Raw genomic sequence first — 14,645 nt, forward strand, 5'->3', positions numbered from 1 at the left:
GCTTTGTTTATTTTGTTGGTCCCGCCCGAGATGGGGGGGCACACCACCTCAACGCGTTAACGGAGCCCGGCCGTCATTAGCTACGGGTTGGGGCGGGCCCCCCCGCCCCCGCCCCCCCCCCGGGCCCTGTCGCATGTCCGGGCGGGTGCGGCGTCAGGCCAGCTCCAGCGCCAGGTAGAAGTCCACCCGGTCCTCCAGGCGGGAGAGGTCACGCCCGGTCAGCTCCTCGATCCGGCCGATCCGGTACCGCAGGGTGTTCACGTGGACGTGCAGCTGCGCGGCGCAGCGGGTCCAGGAGCCGTCCGAGCGCAGGAAGGCCTCCAGGGTGCGGACCAGGTCCGCCTGGTGCTCCGTGTCGTACGCGATCACCTTGTCCAGCAGCCGGCCGCGGAAGGCGCGGCGCACCTCGTCCGGGACGGCGGCCAGCAGCAGGACGTGCGAGGCGAGCTCCTCGGGGCCCGCGACGCAGACCCGGCCGCTCCGGGAGGCGGCGATCCGGCGGGCGTGCCGGGCCTCCTCCAGGGCGCCGCGCAGGCCGCCGGCCCCGGAGGCGGGGGCGGAGACGCCGAGGGTGATCCGGTCGTCGGCGCCGAGCCCGGCCTCCAGCGGGGCGAGCAGTTCGCGCAGCGTGTCGGCGGGCACCGGGCCGTCCAGGGCGGGCAGCACCACCACGGCGCCGGTGCCCGTTCCGGCGATCAGGGCGCGGTCGTCGGTGCCGCCGAGGGCCTCCTCCAGCACCGCCCGTACGGCGCCCTCCGGCAGGCCGGTGCCCTCGGCGCTGATCACCAGCCAGGAGTCGTCCTGCGCCTGGGACTTGCGCCCGGGGCCCTCGTAGCGGGCGGCCATCGCCGAGGAGGCGTACAGGCTGCGGCTGATCTCGGCCGGGTCGGCGTCGCGGCGCAGCAGGGCGAGCACCTCGTCGGCGAGGCGGCGGCGCAGCCGGCGGCCCTCGTCGCGGCGGTGGCGCTCGGCGGCGACCAGCCGGGCGAGGTTCTCGGCGAGCTGCTGGCGCTTGGTGGTCCACTCGGTGACGTCGCCGGCGACCACGAGCACCCAGTCGGCCAGCGGGCAGTCGGCCGGCGGCGCGTCGGGCTCGCCGGCAGCGGGGGCGGGGGTGGGCTCCGAGTCGGGGACCGGGGCCGGGGCGGGCAGCAGCGAGTACGAGCCGTCCGCCAGCCGGGCCCGGTGCGGGGGGCGGCGGCGCTGGCGCTGGGCGGCGAGGTGGGTGCGGACCAGCTGGTCGCGGTCCTGGGCGCAGAGCCGGTCGGCGGGGCCGGCGATCACCGCGCCGGTCGGGGTGAGCACCCAGCAGTCCAGGTCGAGGTCGCCGCCGAGCAGGTCCAGCACCGCGTCCAGTCCGCCGCCGCCGGCCGCCGAGACCAGCAGGCGGTGCCGGTCGACCAGGGCGGCGAGGTCGGCCGCGCGGTCGGCGGAGAGCTGGCGCCCGACGAACTCGGTGACGGTGCCGAAGGCGACGTCGTCGGGGACGACGAGCAGCGGCATCCGGTGCCGGCGGCAGGCCTCGACCAGGTCCTCGGGCACCGGCCCGACCTCGGCCTGGCCGGCCGCGACAGCGACCGCGCCGCCGGCCGCGAGGGTGCGGACGAAGCGCTCGGAGTCGGCCGGGACGGTGCGCCAGAGCATGCCGGTGAGCACCAGTTCGCCACCGTGCAGGTAGCGGCCCGGGTCCTGGAGGTCCGTCGTCATCACACCGCTGACCTGCCGGTCCAGCTCTTCCTCGGCCGCGAGCAGGCGCAGTCCCGGGGCGCCGGGGGCGAGCAGGTCACGGACGCGCATCCGCGGACTCCTTAACGGGGCTTGGGGGGAGGAACGAAGGGGTAACGATAGGGCCTGGCCGTAGGGGCGTGTGCGGGTCCGTAGCCCTCGCGTCACGGCCGGGATTACGGTCGTAGGTAGCACCCGGCGAACACCTGGGCTGCGGGATTCCCCTCCTTAGAGGAACGTACAGGATGCCGGGCGGGCTCACAGCCGGGGCTTCATGCCATCGGTGACTGCCAGTGGGCCGCGTCACAGCGGTTCACTGGGCGACACGCCACCGGACACCCGGCGGGCGACGACGTGAGGAGACACCCGCATGGAGTTCCTTCGGCCCGCCACCTGGGACGAGGCGCTCGCGGTGAAGGCCGAACAGCCGACGGCGCTGCCCCTGTCGGGCGGCACGGACGTCATGGTCGAGCTGAACTTCGACATGCACCGGCCGTCCGCGATCCTCGACCTGAACCGCATCGCCGAACTCACCTCGTGGTCCGAGGACGGCGGTGTCGTCCGGCTCGGCGCCGCCGTCCCCTACACCCGGATCATCGCGGAGCTGTCCGGCCCGCTGCCCGGGCTGGCGCTGGCGGCCCGCACCGTCGGCTCGCCGCAGATCCGCAACCGCGGCAGCGTCGGCGGCAACCTCGGCGCGGCCTCCCCGGCCGGCGATTCGCACCCGGCGCTGCTGGCGGCCGGGCGGGACGTGTTCGTCGAGGCGGCCTCGGTGCGCGGCACCCGGATGATCCCGATCGACGACTTCTACACCGGGGTGAAGCGCAACTGCCTGGCGGCCGACGAGCTGATCCGGGCCGTGCACGTCCCGGTGGCGGACGGGCCGCAGCAGTTCTCGAAGATCGGCACCCGCAACGCCATGGTGATCGCGGTCTGCGCGTTCGGGCTTGCCCTGCACCCGCGGAACGGCACCGTCGGCACCGGTATCGGCTCGGCCGCGCCCACGCCGCGCCGTGCCGTCGAGGCCGAGGAGTACCTCCGGGGCGTGCTCGCCGAGCGGGGCCTGTGGGAGTCCGGGGAGCCGCTGGGCGCCGAGGTGGTCCGGCGCTTCGGCGAGCTGGTGAAGGCCGCGGCCTCGCCGATAGACGACGTCCGGGGCACCGCCGACTACCGCCGGCACGCGCTCGCCGTGATGGCCCGCCGCACCCTCACCTGGACCTGGAACGACTACGGCAAGCAGATCAGGAGCGCGGCATGAGGGTCACTTTCACCGCCAACGGCAAGCCGGTCGAGGCCGACGACGTGTGGGAGGGCGAGAGCCTGCTGTACGTGCTGCGCGAGCGGGTCGGCCTGCCGGGTTCGAAGAACGCCTGCGAGCAGGGCGAGTGCGGCTCCTGCACCGTCTACCTCGACGGCGTCCCGGTCTGCTCCTGCCTGGTCGCGGCCGGACAGGTGCAGGACCGCGAGGTGCGCACGGTCGAGGGCCTGAGCGGGCAGGACGGCGAACTGGGCTTGGTCCAGCAGGCGTTCGTCGACGCCGGCGCCGTCCAGTGCGGCTTCTGCACCCCCGGGCTGCTGGTGCAGACCGACGCGCTGCTGGCGGACGACCCGCAGCCGAGCGACGACGACATCCGCGAGGCGCTGTCCGGCAACCTGTGCCGCTGCACGGGCTACGAGAAGATCATGGACGCGGTGCGGCTGGCCTCGGCCCGCATGGGCGGCGCGGGGAAGGCCGGTGCGCGATGAGCGGCGCGGAGAGCGGTGGCACGGGCGGCGCGGAGAGCGGTGGCACGGGCGGGCGGACCATCCAGGGGCAGAAGAACCTCCGGAGCATCGACCAGGCGTCCAAGGACGGCGTCGGCGGCTCGCCGCTGCGCCCGGACGGCAACCTGAAGGTCCGGGGCGAGTTCGCCTACTCCTCCGACCTCTGGCACGAGGACATGCTGTGGGGCACGGCGCTGCGCTCGCCGCACCCCCGGGCGAACATCCTCTCGGTGGACCTCTCCGAGGCGCTCAAGGTGCCCGGGGTGTACGCGGTGCTGACCCACGAGGACATCCCCGGCTCCAAGTACTACGGCCTGGACGTCCAGGACCAGCCGGCCCTGGCGATCGACCGGATCCGCTACCACGGCGAGCCCGTCGCGCTGGTCGCGGCCGACCACCCGGAGACGGCCCGGCGCGCGGTGAGGAAGATCGCGGTCGAGTACGAGGTGCTCACCCCGATCGTCACCGAGGAGCAGTGCCTCGACCCGGAGACGTACGGGTACGTGCACGAGCCGCAGGCGTACAAGTCCCATGCGTACGGCAACATCTGCCACGAGCAGCGGCTGGTCTCCGGCCGCGGCGTGACCGACGAGGTGCGGGCGCTGGCCGACGTGATCGTCAGCGGCGACTACGAGGTCGGCATGCAGGACCAGGCCTTCCTCGGCCCGGAGTCCGGCCTCGCGGTGCCCGCCGAGGACGGCGGCGTCGACCTCTACGTCGCCACCCAGTGGCTGCACGCGGACCGCCGGCAGATGGCTCCGGTGCTCGGCCTGCCGGAGGAGAAGGTCCGGCTCACCCTGGCCGGCGTCGGCGGCGCGTTCGGCGGCCGCGAGGACCTGTCGATGCAGATCCACGCCTGTCTGCTGGCCCAGCGCACCGGCAAACCGGTCAAGATCGTCTACTCCCGGGACGAGTCCTTCTTCGGCCACGTGCACCGCCACCCCGCGCGGATGCACTACGAGCACGGCGCCACCCGGGACGGCAAGCTGGTCTTCGCCGACTGCCGGATCGTGCTGGACGGCGGCGCGTACGCCTCCACCTCCCCCGCCGTGGTCGGCAACGCGGCCTCGCTCGGGCACGGCCCGTACGTGATCCCGAACGTGCGGATGCACGCCCTCGCGCTGTACAGCAACAACCCGTCCTGCGGGGCGATGCGCGGCTTCGGCGCGGTGCAGGCGGCGTTCGGCTACGAGTCGCAGATGGACAAGCTGGCCGCCGAACTGGGCATGGACCCGGTGGAGTTGCGGCAGATCAACGCCGTCTCGCAGGGCGACTCCATGCCCACCGGGCAGCAGATCGACGCGCCCGCTCCGGTCGCCGAACTGCTGCGCCGGGCCAAGGAGATGCCGCTTCCGCCGCCGCTGGACACCGAGCGCCCCGACCTGCGCCGGCTGCCCGGCGGGCTGTCCAACACCTCGCACGGCGAGGGGATCGTGCGCGGCGTCGGCTACTCGGTCGGGATCAAGAACGTCGGCTTCTCCGAGGGATTCGACGACTACTCCACCGCCCGGGTGCGGCTGGAGGCGATCGGCGGCGAGCCGGTCGCCATGGTGCACACCGCGGCGGCCGAGGTCGGCCAGGGCGGCGTCACCGTGCACGCCCAGATCGCCCGCACCGAGCTGGGCGTCGAGCACGTCACCATCCACCCGGCCGACACCTCGGTGGGCTCGGCCGGCTCGACCTCCGCCTCGCGCCAGACGTACATGACCGGCGGCGCGGTGAAGCTGGCCGCCGAGGCGGTGCGCCGGGAACTGCTCGACCGGGGCCGCCGGCGCTACGGCTGGACCCACGACGACCTGGTGCTGGCCGGCGGCAAGGTGGTGTCGAGGAGCGCCGGCGTGCTGGTCCCCGTCGTCGACCTGCTCGGCGACGGGGCCGTCGAGCAGACCCGCGTACACCGCCACCGGCCCACACAGCCCTTCGACAGGGAGACCGGCCAGGGCTTCGGCCACGTCCAGTACTCCTTCTGCGCCAACCGCGCGGTGGTGGACGTGGACGTGGAACTGGGCCTGGTCAAGGTGGTCGAGCTCACCGCCGTCCAGGACGTCGGCAAGGCGCTCAACCCGCTCTCCGTGGTCGGCCAGATCCAGGGCGGCTGCACCCAGGCGCTGGGCCTCGCGGTGATGGAGGAGATCGTCCTGCGGGACGGCAAGGTGCGCAACGCCTCCTTCACCGACTACCTGATCCCCACCATCCTGGACACCCCGCCGATCCCGGTGGAACTGCTCGAACTGCCCGACCCCAACGCGCCGTACGGGCTGCGCGGGGTCGGCGAGGCGCCGACCGTCTCGGCGACGCCGTCCATCGTCGCCGCCATCCGCGACGCCACCGGGCTGGCGCTCAACCGGATCCCGGTGCGACCGGAGCACCTGACCACCGAGCGGCCGGGCCGGGCCCCCGGCCGGGGGCTCGGCGGACAGCACGGCCTCGCGCAGTAGCGCCCTGGGCAGCGGCCTTGGGCGGCACCGCTGTTGTACGGGATCGTTTCCCGTACGGCGGCGCCGCCCGCTACTGTCGAAACCGTGTAAGGAGCCTCACCCCATGCAGGACATCGCCGAGCAGCTGCTGGCCTGGCACGCGACCGGGCGTTCCTTCGCCGTGGCCACCGTGGTCGGCGTCTCCGGCAGCGCTCCGCGCGACCCCGGAGCCGCGCTGGCCGTGGACGCCGACGGCGAGGCGGTGGGCAGCGTCTCCGGCGGGTGCGTCGAGGGCGCGGTGTACGAGCTGTGCCAGGCCGCCATCGCGAGCGGCCGGCCGGCCCTGGAACGCTTCGGGTACAGCGACGAGGACGCCTTCGCGGTGGGGCTGACCTGCGGCGGCGTCCTGGACGTCTTCGTCCAGCCGGTGGTGCCCGGGGCCGACACCGGACTGGACGCCGGGATCGCCCACGTCGCGGCGGGCACACCGGTGGCGCTGGTGCGGGTGATCGCCGGGCCGGACGGGCTGGTCGGGGCCACCCTGGCGATCACCGCCGACGGCGTCGAGGGCGCTCTCTCGCCGGCCCCGTCGACGGTCGGCGGCCTGGAGCGGGCGGTCGTCGCGCAGGCCCGGGCGATGCTGGAGGCCGGACGCACCGGCCGGCTCGTACTCGGCCTGGACGGGCGCCCCTGCGACGACCGCCGGCAGGGCACCGTCACCTGCTTCGTCGAGTCGTACGTGCCCGCGCCGCGGATGCTGGTCTTCGGGGCGATCGACTTCGCGGCCGCGGTGGTGCGGATCGGCAAGTTCCTCGGCTACCACGTGACCGTCTGCGACGCCCGGCCGGTCTTCGCCACCGCCCGTCGCTTCCCCGAGGCCGACGAGGTGGTGATCGACTGGCCGCACCGCTACCTGGACTCCCAGCTCGGCCGGATCGACGGGCGCACCGTGCTGTGCGTGCTCACCCACGATGCCAAGTTCGACATCCCGCTGCTGGAGCGCGCCCTGCGGCTGCCGGTCGGATACGTCGGCGCGATGGGCTCGCGCCGCACCGACCGCGAACGCGTGGCCCGGCTGCGCGAGGTGGGGCTCACCGAGGCCGAGCTGGCCCGGCTGCGCTCCCCGATCGGCCTGGACCTCGGCTCCCGCACCCCGGAGGAGACGGCGGTCTCGGTCGCCGCCGAGATCGTCGCCCACCGGCGCGGCGGCAGCTGCCTGCCGCTGAGCGCCTCGGACGGGCCGATCCACCACGACCTGCCCCGCCCGGAGACGGAGGGTGACGGGGGCGTCGAGGGCGTCGGGAGCGTTGGGGGCGTCGGGGGCGCCACCGCGGGCAGGCCGGAACCCCGTACTCACGCGGCCTGAGCGGGGACGAACAGGGACGAACGGGGATGAACAGGAACGAGCGGGGTCAGTCGCTCAGCGCCAGCTTCACGCCGAAGCCCACCACGACCGCGCCGGTCACCCGGTCCATCAGCCGTCGGGCGGCCGGCCGGCGCAGCCAGCCGCGCAGCGCCTGGGCGAAGCCCACCAGGACGGTCGACCAGAGCAGGCCCTCCACGACGTGCACGCAGGTCAGCGCCACGCCGGCGGCGAAGTGCGGGGCCCCGGCCGGAATGAACTGCGGCAGCACGGCCACGTAGAAGACCCCGACCTTGGGGTTCAGCAGGTTGGTCAGCGTGCCCCGCCGCCAGCCGTGCGCGAACCCGCCGTCCTCCGGCTCCTCCTCGGCCGCCGCCTCACCGCCCCGGTTGCGCAGCATCCCGATGCCCATCCACACCAGGTACGCCGCGCCCGCCCAGCGCAGGATCTCGTACCCCACCTGCGAGGCGGTCAGCAGCGCCGTCACCCCGGCCGAGGTCAGCGTCCCCCAGAGCAGCGTCCCGGTCTGGATCCCCAGCACGACCCCCCACGCCTGCCGGCGCCGCCCCAGCGCCGAGGTCCGCAGGATCAGCGCGGTGTCGAGACCGGGGGTGAGTGTCAGCAGCCCCACGACGAGGGCGAAGGACCACAGGGCCGTTGTCATCTCCATGGGCCTCGATGCTCTCACAGCCGCTCTCGCGGCCCCGGGGGGCCTCGGCGGTCGGCTGTCCCTCAGTCCGCCGACCCCGGGGGGACGACCCACTCGGTCGGCTGGCCGGTGACGGCGGCGATCATGTCGAAGTCGCCGTCGTAGTGGAGCACGGTGGCGCCGTGGCGCTCGGCGGTGGCCGCGATGACGAGGTCCGGCACCGACAGTGCCCGCCAGTTGCCGGAGCTGGCCAGGAGGGCCTGCACCTCGATGGCGCGGTCCCACACCTCGTCGGGTGTGGGCAGCCAGTCGAAGCCTTGCAGGCCTTCCCGGATCTGGAGCGCGTCGGCCTTCGAACGGGCGCTGTGCATGATCTCCAGTTCGACAGCGCCGCAGAGCGCGAGCCGCCCCTCGTTGAACAATCGCGCGACTACGGCCCGGACCGTCGGCTTGGAATAGCGTGCGAATGCCGACTTGTCGATCAGGAAACGCTCACTCACCCTTTTCCACCGGCCCGGTGAGATCAGGCAAGCCGCCCTCGGCAAGCCAGGCGAGAAACTCCCGGCCCTTCCGGCGCTTCACAGCATCCTCAAGAGCAGCGTTCACGGTAGCGACCTTGGTCGTCGTGCCGAAGATCTCGGCGGCCTCGGCCAGCAGTTCGTCATTGACGTCTATCACCGTACGGGCCATGGTCAGCCTCCCAAGGCGGAGTAGGGCCTGCGATATCTAAGTCGAGGCTAGCTGATATCACAGGCCCATCCGGGCGGATCAGACGATGTTCACCCGGTCAGGTGACGTTGAGGCGGGCGGCGAGGCGCAGGAGGCCGGGGCTGAGGCGGGAGAGGAAGCGGGCGGCCTTGGACTCGGGGGTGACGGGGACGACGGGGCGGCCGGTGCGGACGGCGGTGAGGATGGCGGTGGCGACCTTCTCCGGGGGGAAGCCGCGGCGGGCGTAGAGCCTGGCGGCGCGGGCCTGCTTGGCGGCCTGCTCGGTGGAGGTGGTGGCGGAGAAGGTGGAGGTGCGGGTGATGTTGGTGTTGACGATGCCCGGGCAGATGGTGGAAACGCCGATGCCGTGGGCGACGAACTCGGCGCGCAGGCAGTCGGAGAGCATGAACACCGCGGCCTTGCTGGTGGCGTAGGCGGTGAGCGCCTTGGAGGGCAGGTAGGCGGCGGCGGAGGAGACGTTGACGATGTGGCCGCCCTGGCCGCGGTCGGCCATCAGGGTGCCGAAGGCGCGGCAGCCGTGGATCACGCCCCAGAGGTTGACGTCCAGGACCCGCTGCCACTCCTTCTCGGTGGTCTGCAGGAACGTCCCGGAGTGCCCGATGCCCGCGTTGTTGACCATGACGTCGGGCACGCCGTGCTCGGCGGCGACGGTCTGCGCGAAGGCGTCCATCGCGGCGCCGTCGGAGACGTCCACCCGGTAGGCGTGCGCCTTCGCACCGATCAGGGAGGCGAGTTCGGCGGTGCGCTCGGCGGCCGCGAGGTCGAGGTCGCAGACCACCACCCGGGCGCCGTCCTCGGCGAAGGCGAGCGCGGTGGCCCGGCCGATGCCGCTGCCGCCGCCGGTGACCACGACCAGCCGGCCATCGCCCTCGGCGCCTCGGACCTGCCCCGCGTCGATGCGGGCGGTGAACTCGCGGACCATCCCGGCCACGGTGGCTCCCTTCTCCAGCAGCGCCGACCAGTGGCCGGCGTGCAGCGTCCTGCGGGTCAGTTCGGGTGCCCAGCGCTCCAGCCCCTCGGAGAGGTAGGTGCCGACGTACCGGTCCCGGGTGAGGGTGATCAGCTGGACCGGCACCTCGGTCGGCCGCTCGCGCGGACTGCCCAGGGTGGGGCGGAAGTTGGCCCGGTACAGCTCGATGCCGCGGACCGCGTCGCGGCGCAGGCTGGGCTGCGGGTGGTCGGCGCGCGGGGTGACGTGCTCCAGGTCGCGCAGCACCCGCGGCCAGGCCCGGGCCAGGCCGAGGCGCCAGACGCCGGGGGCGAGGTAGGGCAGGTGGAAGGCGGTGATGTACCAGGAGTGCAGGCCCTGGTGCAGCAGCTGCTTGAGGTGGCGCGGGGTGGGGCGGCGCAGCCGGTGGCGCAGCCAGTAGCCCATGTGGTCCAGGCTGGGGCCGGACAGGGTCGTGTACGAGGCGATCCGGCGCTCGGCGCCGGGTGCGGTGACGGCCTCCCAGGACTGGATCGAGCCCCAGTCGTGGGCGACCAGGTGGACCGGGCGGTCCGGGCTGACGGCGTCGGCGACGGCGAACAGGTCCTCGGCGAGGTACTCCAGGCGGTAGCCGGACCGGTCGGCGGGGGCGGCGGACTCGCCGGCGCCGCGCACGTCGTAGCGGACCACGTGGTGGTCACGGGCGAGGTCGGCGGCGATGTCGTCCCAGACGGCGTGGGTGTCGGGGTAGCCGTGTACGAGGAGGACGGTGGGGGCGTCCGGGTCGCCCTGCTCGAAGACGGCGAGCGGGAGGCCGCCGGAGTGGACGGTCCGGCGGCGCACCGGGGGCGCCGCCGGGGTCTGCGACGGGCGCTGCACCGGGGTCTGCGCCGGGCCGCGCTGCGACGGGCTCGTCATCGGGTGGCCTCCAGGGTGGTCGGCTCGGTGGCGGCGGTGTTCTGGGTGGCGGCGGCCCGCTCGGTGGCGGTCGGCTCGGCGGCGGTGCGCTCGGTGACAGTCTGCTCGGTGGTCGCGCTCCAGCGGCGGACGTGCGGCAGGTCGTCGTCGAGCCAGTAGGCGTCGTCCTCGGTGACCACCAGCAGTTCCTCGAACTTGATGCCCACGCCCCGGAAGCCGATGTGCGGTTCGACCGCCCACAGGCCCGGGGTGGGCGCGTGCCGGGACGAGCGCCCGTCCGCCCAGAGCGGTGAACGGCCGTGCAGCCGCTCGGAGATCAGCTCACGGCCGAGGGTCTGGAGGGTGCGCACGCCGAAGCCGAAGACGTTCACCCCGGCGGGGCCGCGCGCGGTGTTGCGGGTGACCTGGTGGCCGATCACCCGGCCCGGGTACACCTGGTGGCGGTTGTCGTAACCGTGCGCGGCGATCTGGGCGTCGACCGCGGCGTACACCTCGGAGAGCGGCTTGCGGGCCCGCACCTCCTGGAGGATCAGCTCGCGGTAGACCTCCAGATCGGCGGCCAGGCGGTCCCAGACCCGGTTCTCGCCGACCTTGCCGCCGTAGCCGATGTCGGCGGTGTAGCCGTCCACCACGGGCGCGCAGTCCAGCACGTACGGCATGCCCTCCTCCAGCCGGCGGTTGCCGGCGAAGAACTGCAGCGGGGTGTGGAAGTGCCGGAACGCCGTCCGGTCGCCGAACCAGGCGAAGGGGACGTGGAAGAAGTCCTGCACCCCGGCGGCGACCAGGCGGCGGCGCAGCTCGGCGGTGGCCTGCCGCTCGGTGACGCCGGGTTCGATCCAGGCGGCGACCTGTTCGGCGCAGTGGTAGGCGAGCTGCTGGGTCTCGCGGAAGCGGGTGAGGTCGCGCTCGGTGTAGCGGAAGGCGGGGGTCGCTTTCGCCATGGTGAGGGGCTCCTTCTAGAGGTCCAGCACGAGGGTCTCGCCCTCGGCGGCCCGGGAGACGCAGGGCAGCAGGGCGCCGGCGGCACGCTGCTCGGAGGTGAGGCGGCGGTCCCGGTGGTCGGGCGAGCCGGCCAGCACGCGGACCTCGCAGGTGCCGCAGAAGCCCTGGTGGCAGGAGTACGGGAGGTCCGGGCGGGCCTCGCGCAGCACGTCCAGGGCGGAGCGGTCGGCGGGGACGTCGAGGGCGGGGCCGTCGGCGCCGAGGCGGACGGTGAAGGGCTCGCCGCCGGCGATCGGGGCGGCGCCGAAGCGCTCGAAGTGCAGCGAGGCGACCGGGGAGCCGTCCAGGGCGCGCTGCACGGCGGTGAGCATCGGAGCCGGGCCGCAGCAGTAGACGGCGGCGCCGCGTGGGGCGTGGGCGAGCAGTTCGGCGCCGGTGGGGACGCCGCCGTGCTGGTCGTCGGTGCGCAGCACCACCCGGCGCGGATCGAGGGCGCGCAGCTCGTCCGTGTACGGGAGGGTGTCGGCGCTGCGGCCGACGTACACCAGGCGCCAGTCCAGGCCGTGGCGCTGCGCCTCGCGGGCCATCGGGAGCAGCGGGGTGATGCCGATGCCGCCGGCCAGCAGGAGGACGGCGGGCTCGGCGCAGAAGGCGAAGCCGTTGCGCGGGCGACGGGCGGTGAGCCGGGTGCCGGGGTGCAGGGCGTCGTGGACCTCGACGGACCCGCCGCCACCCTCGGGCAGCCGTCGGACGGCGATGCGGTAGGCGGTGCGGTCGGCCGGGTCGCCGCTGAGGGAGTAGTGGCGCTCGCGACCGGAGGGCAGGACGAGGCGCAGGTGGGCGCCGGGCTGCCAGCCGGGCAGCGGACTGCCGGAGGGGTCGGCGAGGGTCAACTCGACGACGTCGGCGGCCAGTTGGCGGCGCTCGGCGACGACCAGGCGGAGCGCAGGAGTGGGGCGGCTGTACGGGCGGCGGGGGTTGCGGCGCAGCAACGGGCCGCCGAGGGCCGGGGGGTAGCGGTCGCCGAAGGCGGTGAGCCGGCGCATGAAGCCGTCGGCGCGGGGGCGGCCGTAGAGGTCGGGGGGCGGGGTGAGCTGGTCCATCCGGCGGGGTCCTTGGGGTGGGAGCGGGGCGGCAGGCGGGCGGCGGGCGACAGCTGACAGGTATCGGATGTCAGCGTTCAGCGTTCAGATTTCGGCGAACAGAGTTCAGCGAACAGATAACGTCATCTGTTCGCTGAAACCTGTCGGCCGTCAGCCGCGCCCGGCGGCCGCGCGGGCGGCCGGCGAGGTGGCGAGGTAGCCCAGCGCCTGGCTGGACGAGCCCTCCTGGGTCGGGTGGTAGCCCGGCCGCAGGTAGCGCAGCCCGGAGCGGATCGACCTGAACGGGTCCGGCAGCAGTCCGCGTCTGGCGATCCGGCTCGCTTCCCGCCAGGTGGGCTTGAGCCGCCCCTCCAGGGTGGGGTCGGCGGCGAGCAGGAAGCGGGCGCCGCGCACCCAGAGGTGGACCAGCAGCGGCCCCGAGATCACCATCCCGCGCACCCGGCGCAGGTAGCCCGGGTCCAGGTGGACCATCAGGTCGTAGGCGACGCTGCGGTGCTCGACCTCCTCCGCGCCGTGCCAGCGCAGCAGGTCCAGCATCGTCGGGTCGGCCTTGGCCCGGTCCAGACCCGGGGAGTTGAGGGCCCAGTTGCCGAGGAAGGCGGTGAAGTGCTCGATCGCCGCGATGAAGGCGACCCGCTCGATGACGTTCTCCCGCTGCTGGGTCGCCGTCAGCCCCGGCTTGTCGCCGAGGACGCGCTGGAACAGCCAGGAGATCTGCCGGACGTACGGCCTCGGGTCGAGCCCCTGGCCGAGCAGGTGGTCCAGGACCTCCTGGTGCGCCTCGGCGTGGATGGCCTCCTGCCCGATGAATCCGAGGACCTCCTCGCGCAGTTGCTCGTCCCGGATGAGCGGCAGCGCCTCCTTGAACACCTTGACGAACCAGCGCTCCCCCTCGGGCAGCAGCAGGTGCAGCACGTTGATGACGTGGGTGGCCATCGGCTCGTCCGGGATCCAGTGCAGCGGCAGCCGGGCCCAGTCGAAGCGGACGTCCCGGGGCTCCAGGACGAGGCTGTCGTGCACGCGCGCGGCGGGGGCGGCGAGGGCGGGGACGGGGGTGGAACGGGGCATGGCAGGCCCTCCTGACCTGGGGGCGGCGGCTCGGCTCCAGGGAAACGTACTCGCGGGTAGCCGTGGGGACAAGGGTTTCGCCCACCCTTATCGACATCGAGTCTAATAAGTGATGTGCACCGTCCGACGCCACGGGAAACGCGGGAAGCCCCACCGGTTTCCCGGCAGGGCTTCCCCTGACCCGCGTGCGCGGCCGCCGACCCGCCGTCAGACCGCCATCGCCAGCATCAGCGGCGCCGCCCGGGCCGCCAGCAGCTCGGCGGCGGCCTTCAGCTTGTGGATGTTGTCCGCCGGCATCGAGGTGGCCAGACAGCCGACCGTGCTGCCCGCCGTGATCGGCACCGCCGCGCACACCGTGCCCAGGGCGTACTCCTGGATGTCGAGCACCGGCACCGTGGCCGGCTGTCGCTCCAGCCGGTGCAACAGCTGGTCGGCGTCGGTGACGGTGCGGGAGGTGAGCCGGGCGACCGGGTGCCGGGAGAGGTGGTCGCGCCGGGCGTCCACGTCCAGCTGACTGAGCAGGCACTTGCCGATCGCGCTGGCGTGCGCGGTCGCCTTGAAGTCCACCCACTCCTGCACGGCCGGGGCGTAGTCGGCGGCCGAGACCGCCTCCACCGACAACTCGCCGTCGTGGTACCGGCTGAAGTACACCGCGGCGCCCAACTCGTCCCGGAGTTCCGCGAGTTTGCGGTTGAGCCTGGCCTTCACCAGCTGCTCCCGGTTGTGCTGACCGAGCAGTGCGAAGGTGCCGCCCAGCAGCCAACCCCCGTCCTGGCACTGGAGGTAGCCCTCGACCTCCAGGATCTCGGCGAGCCGCCGCACGGTGGGCAGCCCGAGCGAGGTCTCCCGGGCGAGGGCCACCAGGGTGGCGCCGTCGGGGTGGCGGTCGACCGCCTCCAGCAGTCTGAGGGCGTGCTGGAGGGAGGTGAACGGGCCCGTCGGACCCTGGTCAAGCGCGGCGTGACGACCCGGGGCTGGTGTCGACATGTCGTCCCCTTCCGATGTCCCCCCACGGAGCGACCGCGGGCACGCACCAGCC

General features: G+C 73.8%; 13 protein-coding genes. 4 read left to right on the plus strand and 9 right to left on the minus strand.

The features are described 5' to 3' along the window. Positions 1–153: 153 nt before the first annotated feature. The gene (locus ACGF0D_RS31675; RefSeq protein WP_392922008.1) at positions 154–1,797 is read right to left on the minus strand and encodes a PucR family transcriptional regulator; all 1,644 of its coding nucleotides are present in this window, start codon (positions 1,795–1,797) and stop codon (positions 154–156) included. Between the two features lie 298 nt (positions 1,798–2,095). Between ACGF0D_RS31675 and ACGF0D_RS31680 the strand changes: the two genes are divergently transcribed. The 4 genes from ACGF0D_RS31680 to ACGF0D_RS31695 all read left to right on the plus strand — a co-directional run bounded on the left by ACGF0D_RS31680 (position 2,096) and on the right by ACGF0D_RS31695 (position 7,272). Then, complete coding sequence (locus ACGF0D_RS31680; RefSeq protein WP_392922011.1) at positions 2,096–2,983, plus strand: FAD binding domain-containing protein; 888 nt, start codon at positions 2,096–2,098, stop codon at positions 2,981–2,983. After that, positions 2,980–3,471: a (2Fe-2S)-binding protein gene (locus tag ACGF0D_RS31685; protein ID WP_392922014.1), complete on the plus strand. Its 492-nt coding sequence runs from the start codon at positions 2,980–2,982 to the stop codon at positions 3,469–3,471. The genes ACGF0D_RS31680 and ACGF0D_RS31685 overlap by 4 nt, the downstream gene beginning before the upstream one ends. Then, entirely contained in the window at positions 3,468–5,927 is a 2,460-nt protein-coding gene (gene pucD / locus ACGF0D_RS31690) for a xanthine dehydrogenase subunit D (RefSeq protein WP_392922017.1), read from the plus strand. The genes ACGF0D_RS31685 and pucD overlap by 4 nt, the downstream gene beginning before the upstream one ends. Positions 5,928–6,030: 103 nt before the next feature. Continuing rightward, positions 6,031–7,272, plus strand: coding sequence for an XdhC family protein (locus ACGF0D_RS31695; RefSeq protein WP_392922020.1), 1,242 nt, complete (start codon positions 6,031–6,033; stop codon positions 7,270–7,272). A gap of 46 nt (positions 7,273–7,318) precedes the next feature. On the opposite strand, the gene ACGF0D_RS31700 is transcribed toward ACGF0D_RS31695, so the two are convergent. From ACGF0D_RS31700 to ACGF0D_RS31735, 8 genes are all read right to left on the minus strand, one after another. Next, positions 7,319–7,939 (minus strand): LysE family translocator, encoded by a 621-nt coding sequence (locus ACGF0D_RS31700; protein ID WP_392922023.1) that lies wholly within the window; start codon positions 7,937–7,939, stop codon positions 7,319–7,321. A gap of 62 nt (positions 7,940–8,001) precedes the next feature. After that, entirely contained in the window at positions 8,002–8,418 is a 417-nt protein-coding gene (locus ACGF0D_RS31705) for a PIN domain nuclease (RefSeq protein WP_392922025.1), read from the minus strand. Further along, entirely contained in the window at positions 8,411–8,608 is a 198-nt protein-coding gene (locus ACGF0D_RS31710; RefSeq protein WP_392922028.1) for a type II toxin-antitoxin system VapB family antitoxin, read from the minus strand. Before ACGF0D_RS31710 ends, ACGF0D_RS31705 begins: the two co-directional genes overlap by 8 nt. A gap of 97 nt (positions 8,609–8,705) precedes the next feature. Beyond that, complete coding sequence (locus ACGF0D_RS31715; protein WP_392922031.1) at positions 8,706–10,493, minus strand: SDR family oxidoreductase; 1,788 nt, start codon at positions 10,491–10,493, stop codon at positions 8,706–8,708. Beyond that, positions 10,490–11,434, minus strand: coding sequence for a M24 family metallopeptidase (locus tag ACGF0D_RS31720; protein ID WP_392922033.1), 945 nt, complete (start codon positions 11,432–11,434; stop codon positions 10,490–10,492). Before ACGF0D_RS31720 ends, ACGF0D_RS31715 begins: the two co-directional genes overlap by 4 nt. Before the next feature lie 15 nt (positions 11,435–11,449). After that, positions 11,450–12,538, minus strand: a complete 1,089-nt coding sequence (locus ACGF0D_RS31725) for a PDR/VanB family oxidoreductase (RefSeq protein ID WP_392922036.1) — start codon at positions 12,536–12,538, stop codon at positions 11,450–11,452. A gap of 150 nt (positions 12,539–12,688) precedes the next feature. After that, positions 12,689–13,606, minus strand: a complete 918-nt coding sequence (locus ACGF0D_RS31730; RefSeq protein ID WP_392922039.1) for a metal-dependent hydrolase — start codon at positions 13,604–13,606, stop codon at positions 12,689–12,691. A 207-nt stretch (positions 13,607–13,813) separates the two neighbouring features. Further along, complete coding sequence (locus tag ACGF0D_RS31735) at positions 13,814–14,593, minus strand: IclR family transcriptional regulator (protein ID WP_392875322.1); 780 nt, start codon at positions 14,591–14,593, stop codon at positions 13,814–13,816. Between the last annotated feature and the right edge of the window lie 52 nt (positions 14,594–14,645).

This window comes from Kitasatospora sp. NPDC048298 (assembly GCF_043201465.1).
Classification (GTDB): Bacteria; Actinomycetota; Actinomycetes; order Streptomycetales; family Streptomycetaceae; genus Kitasatospora.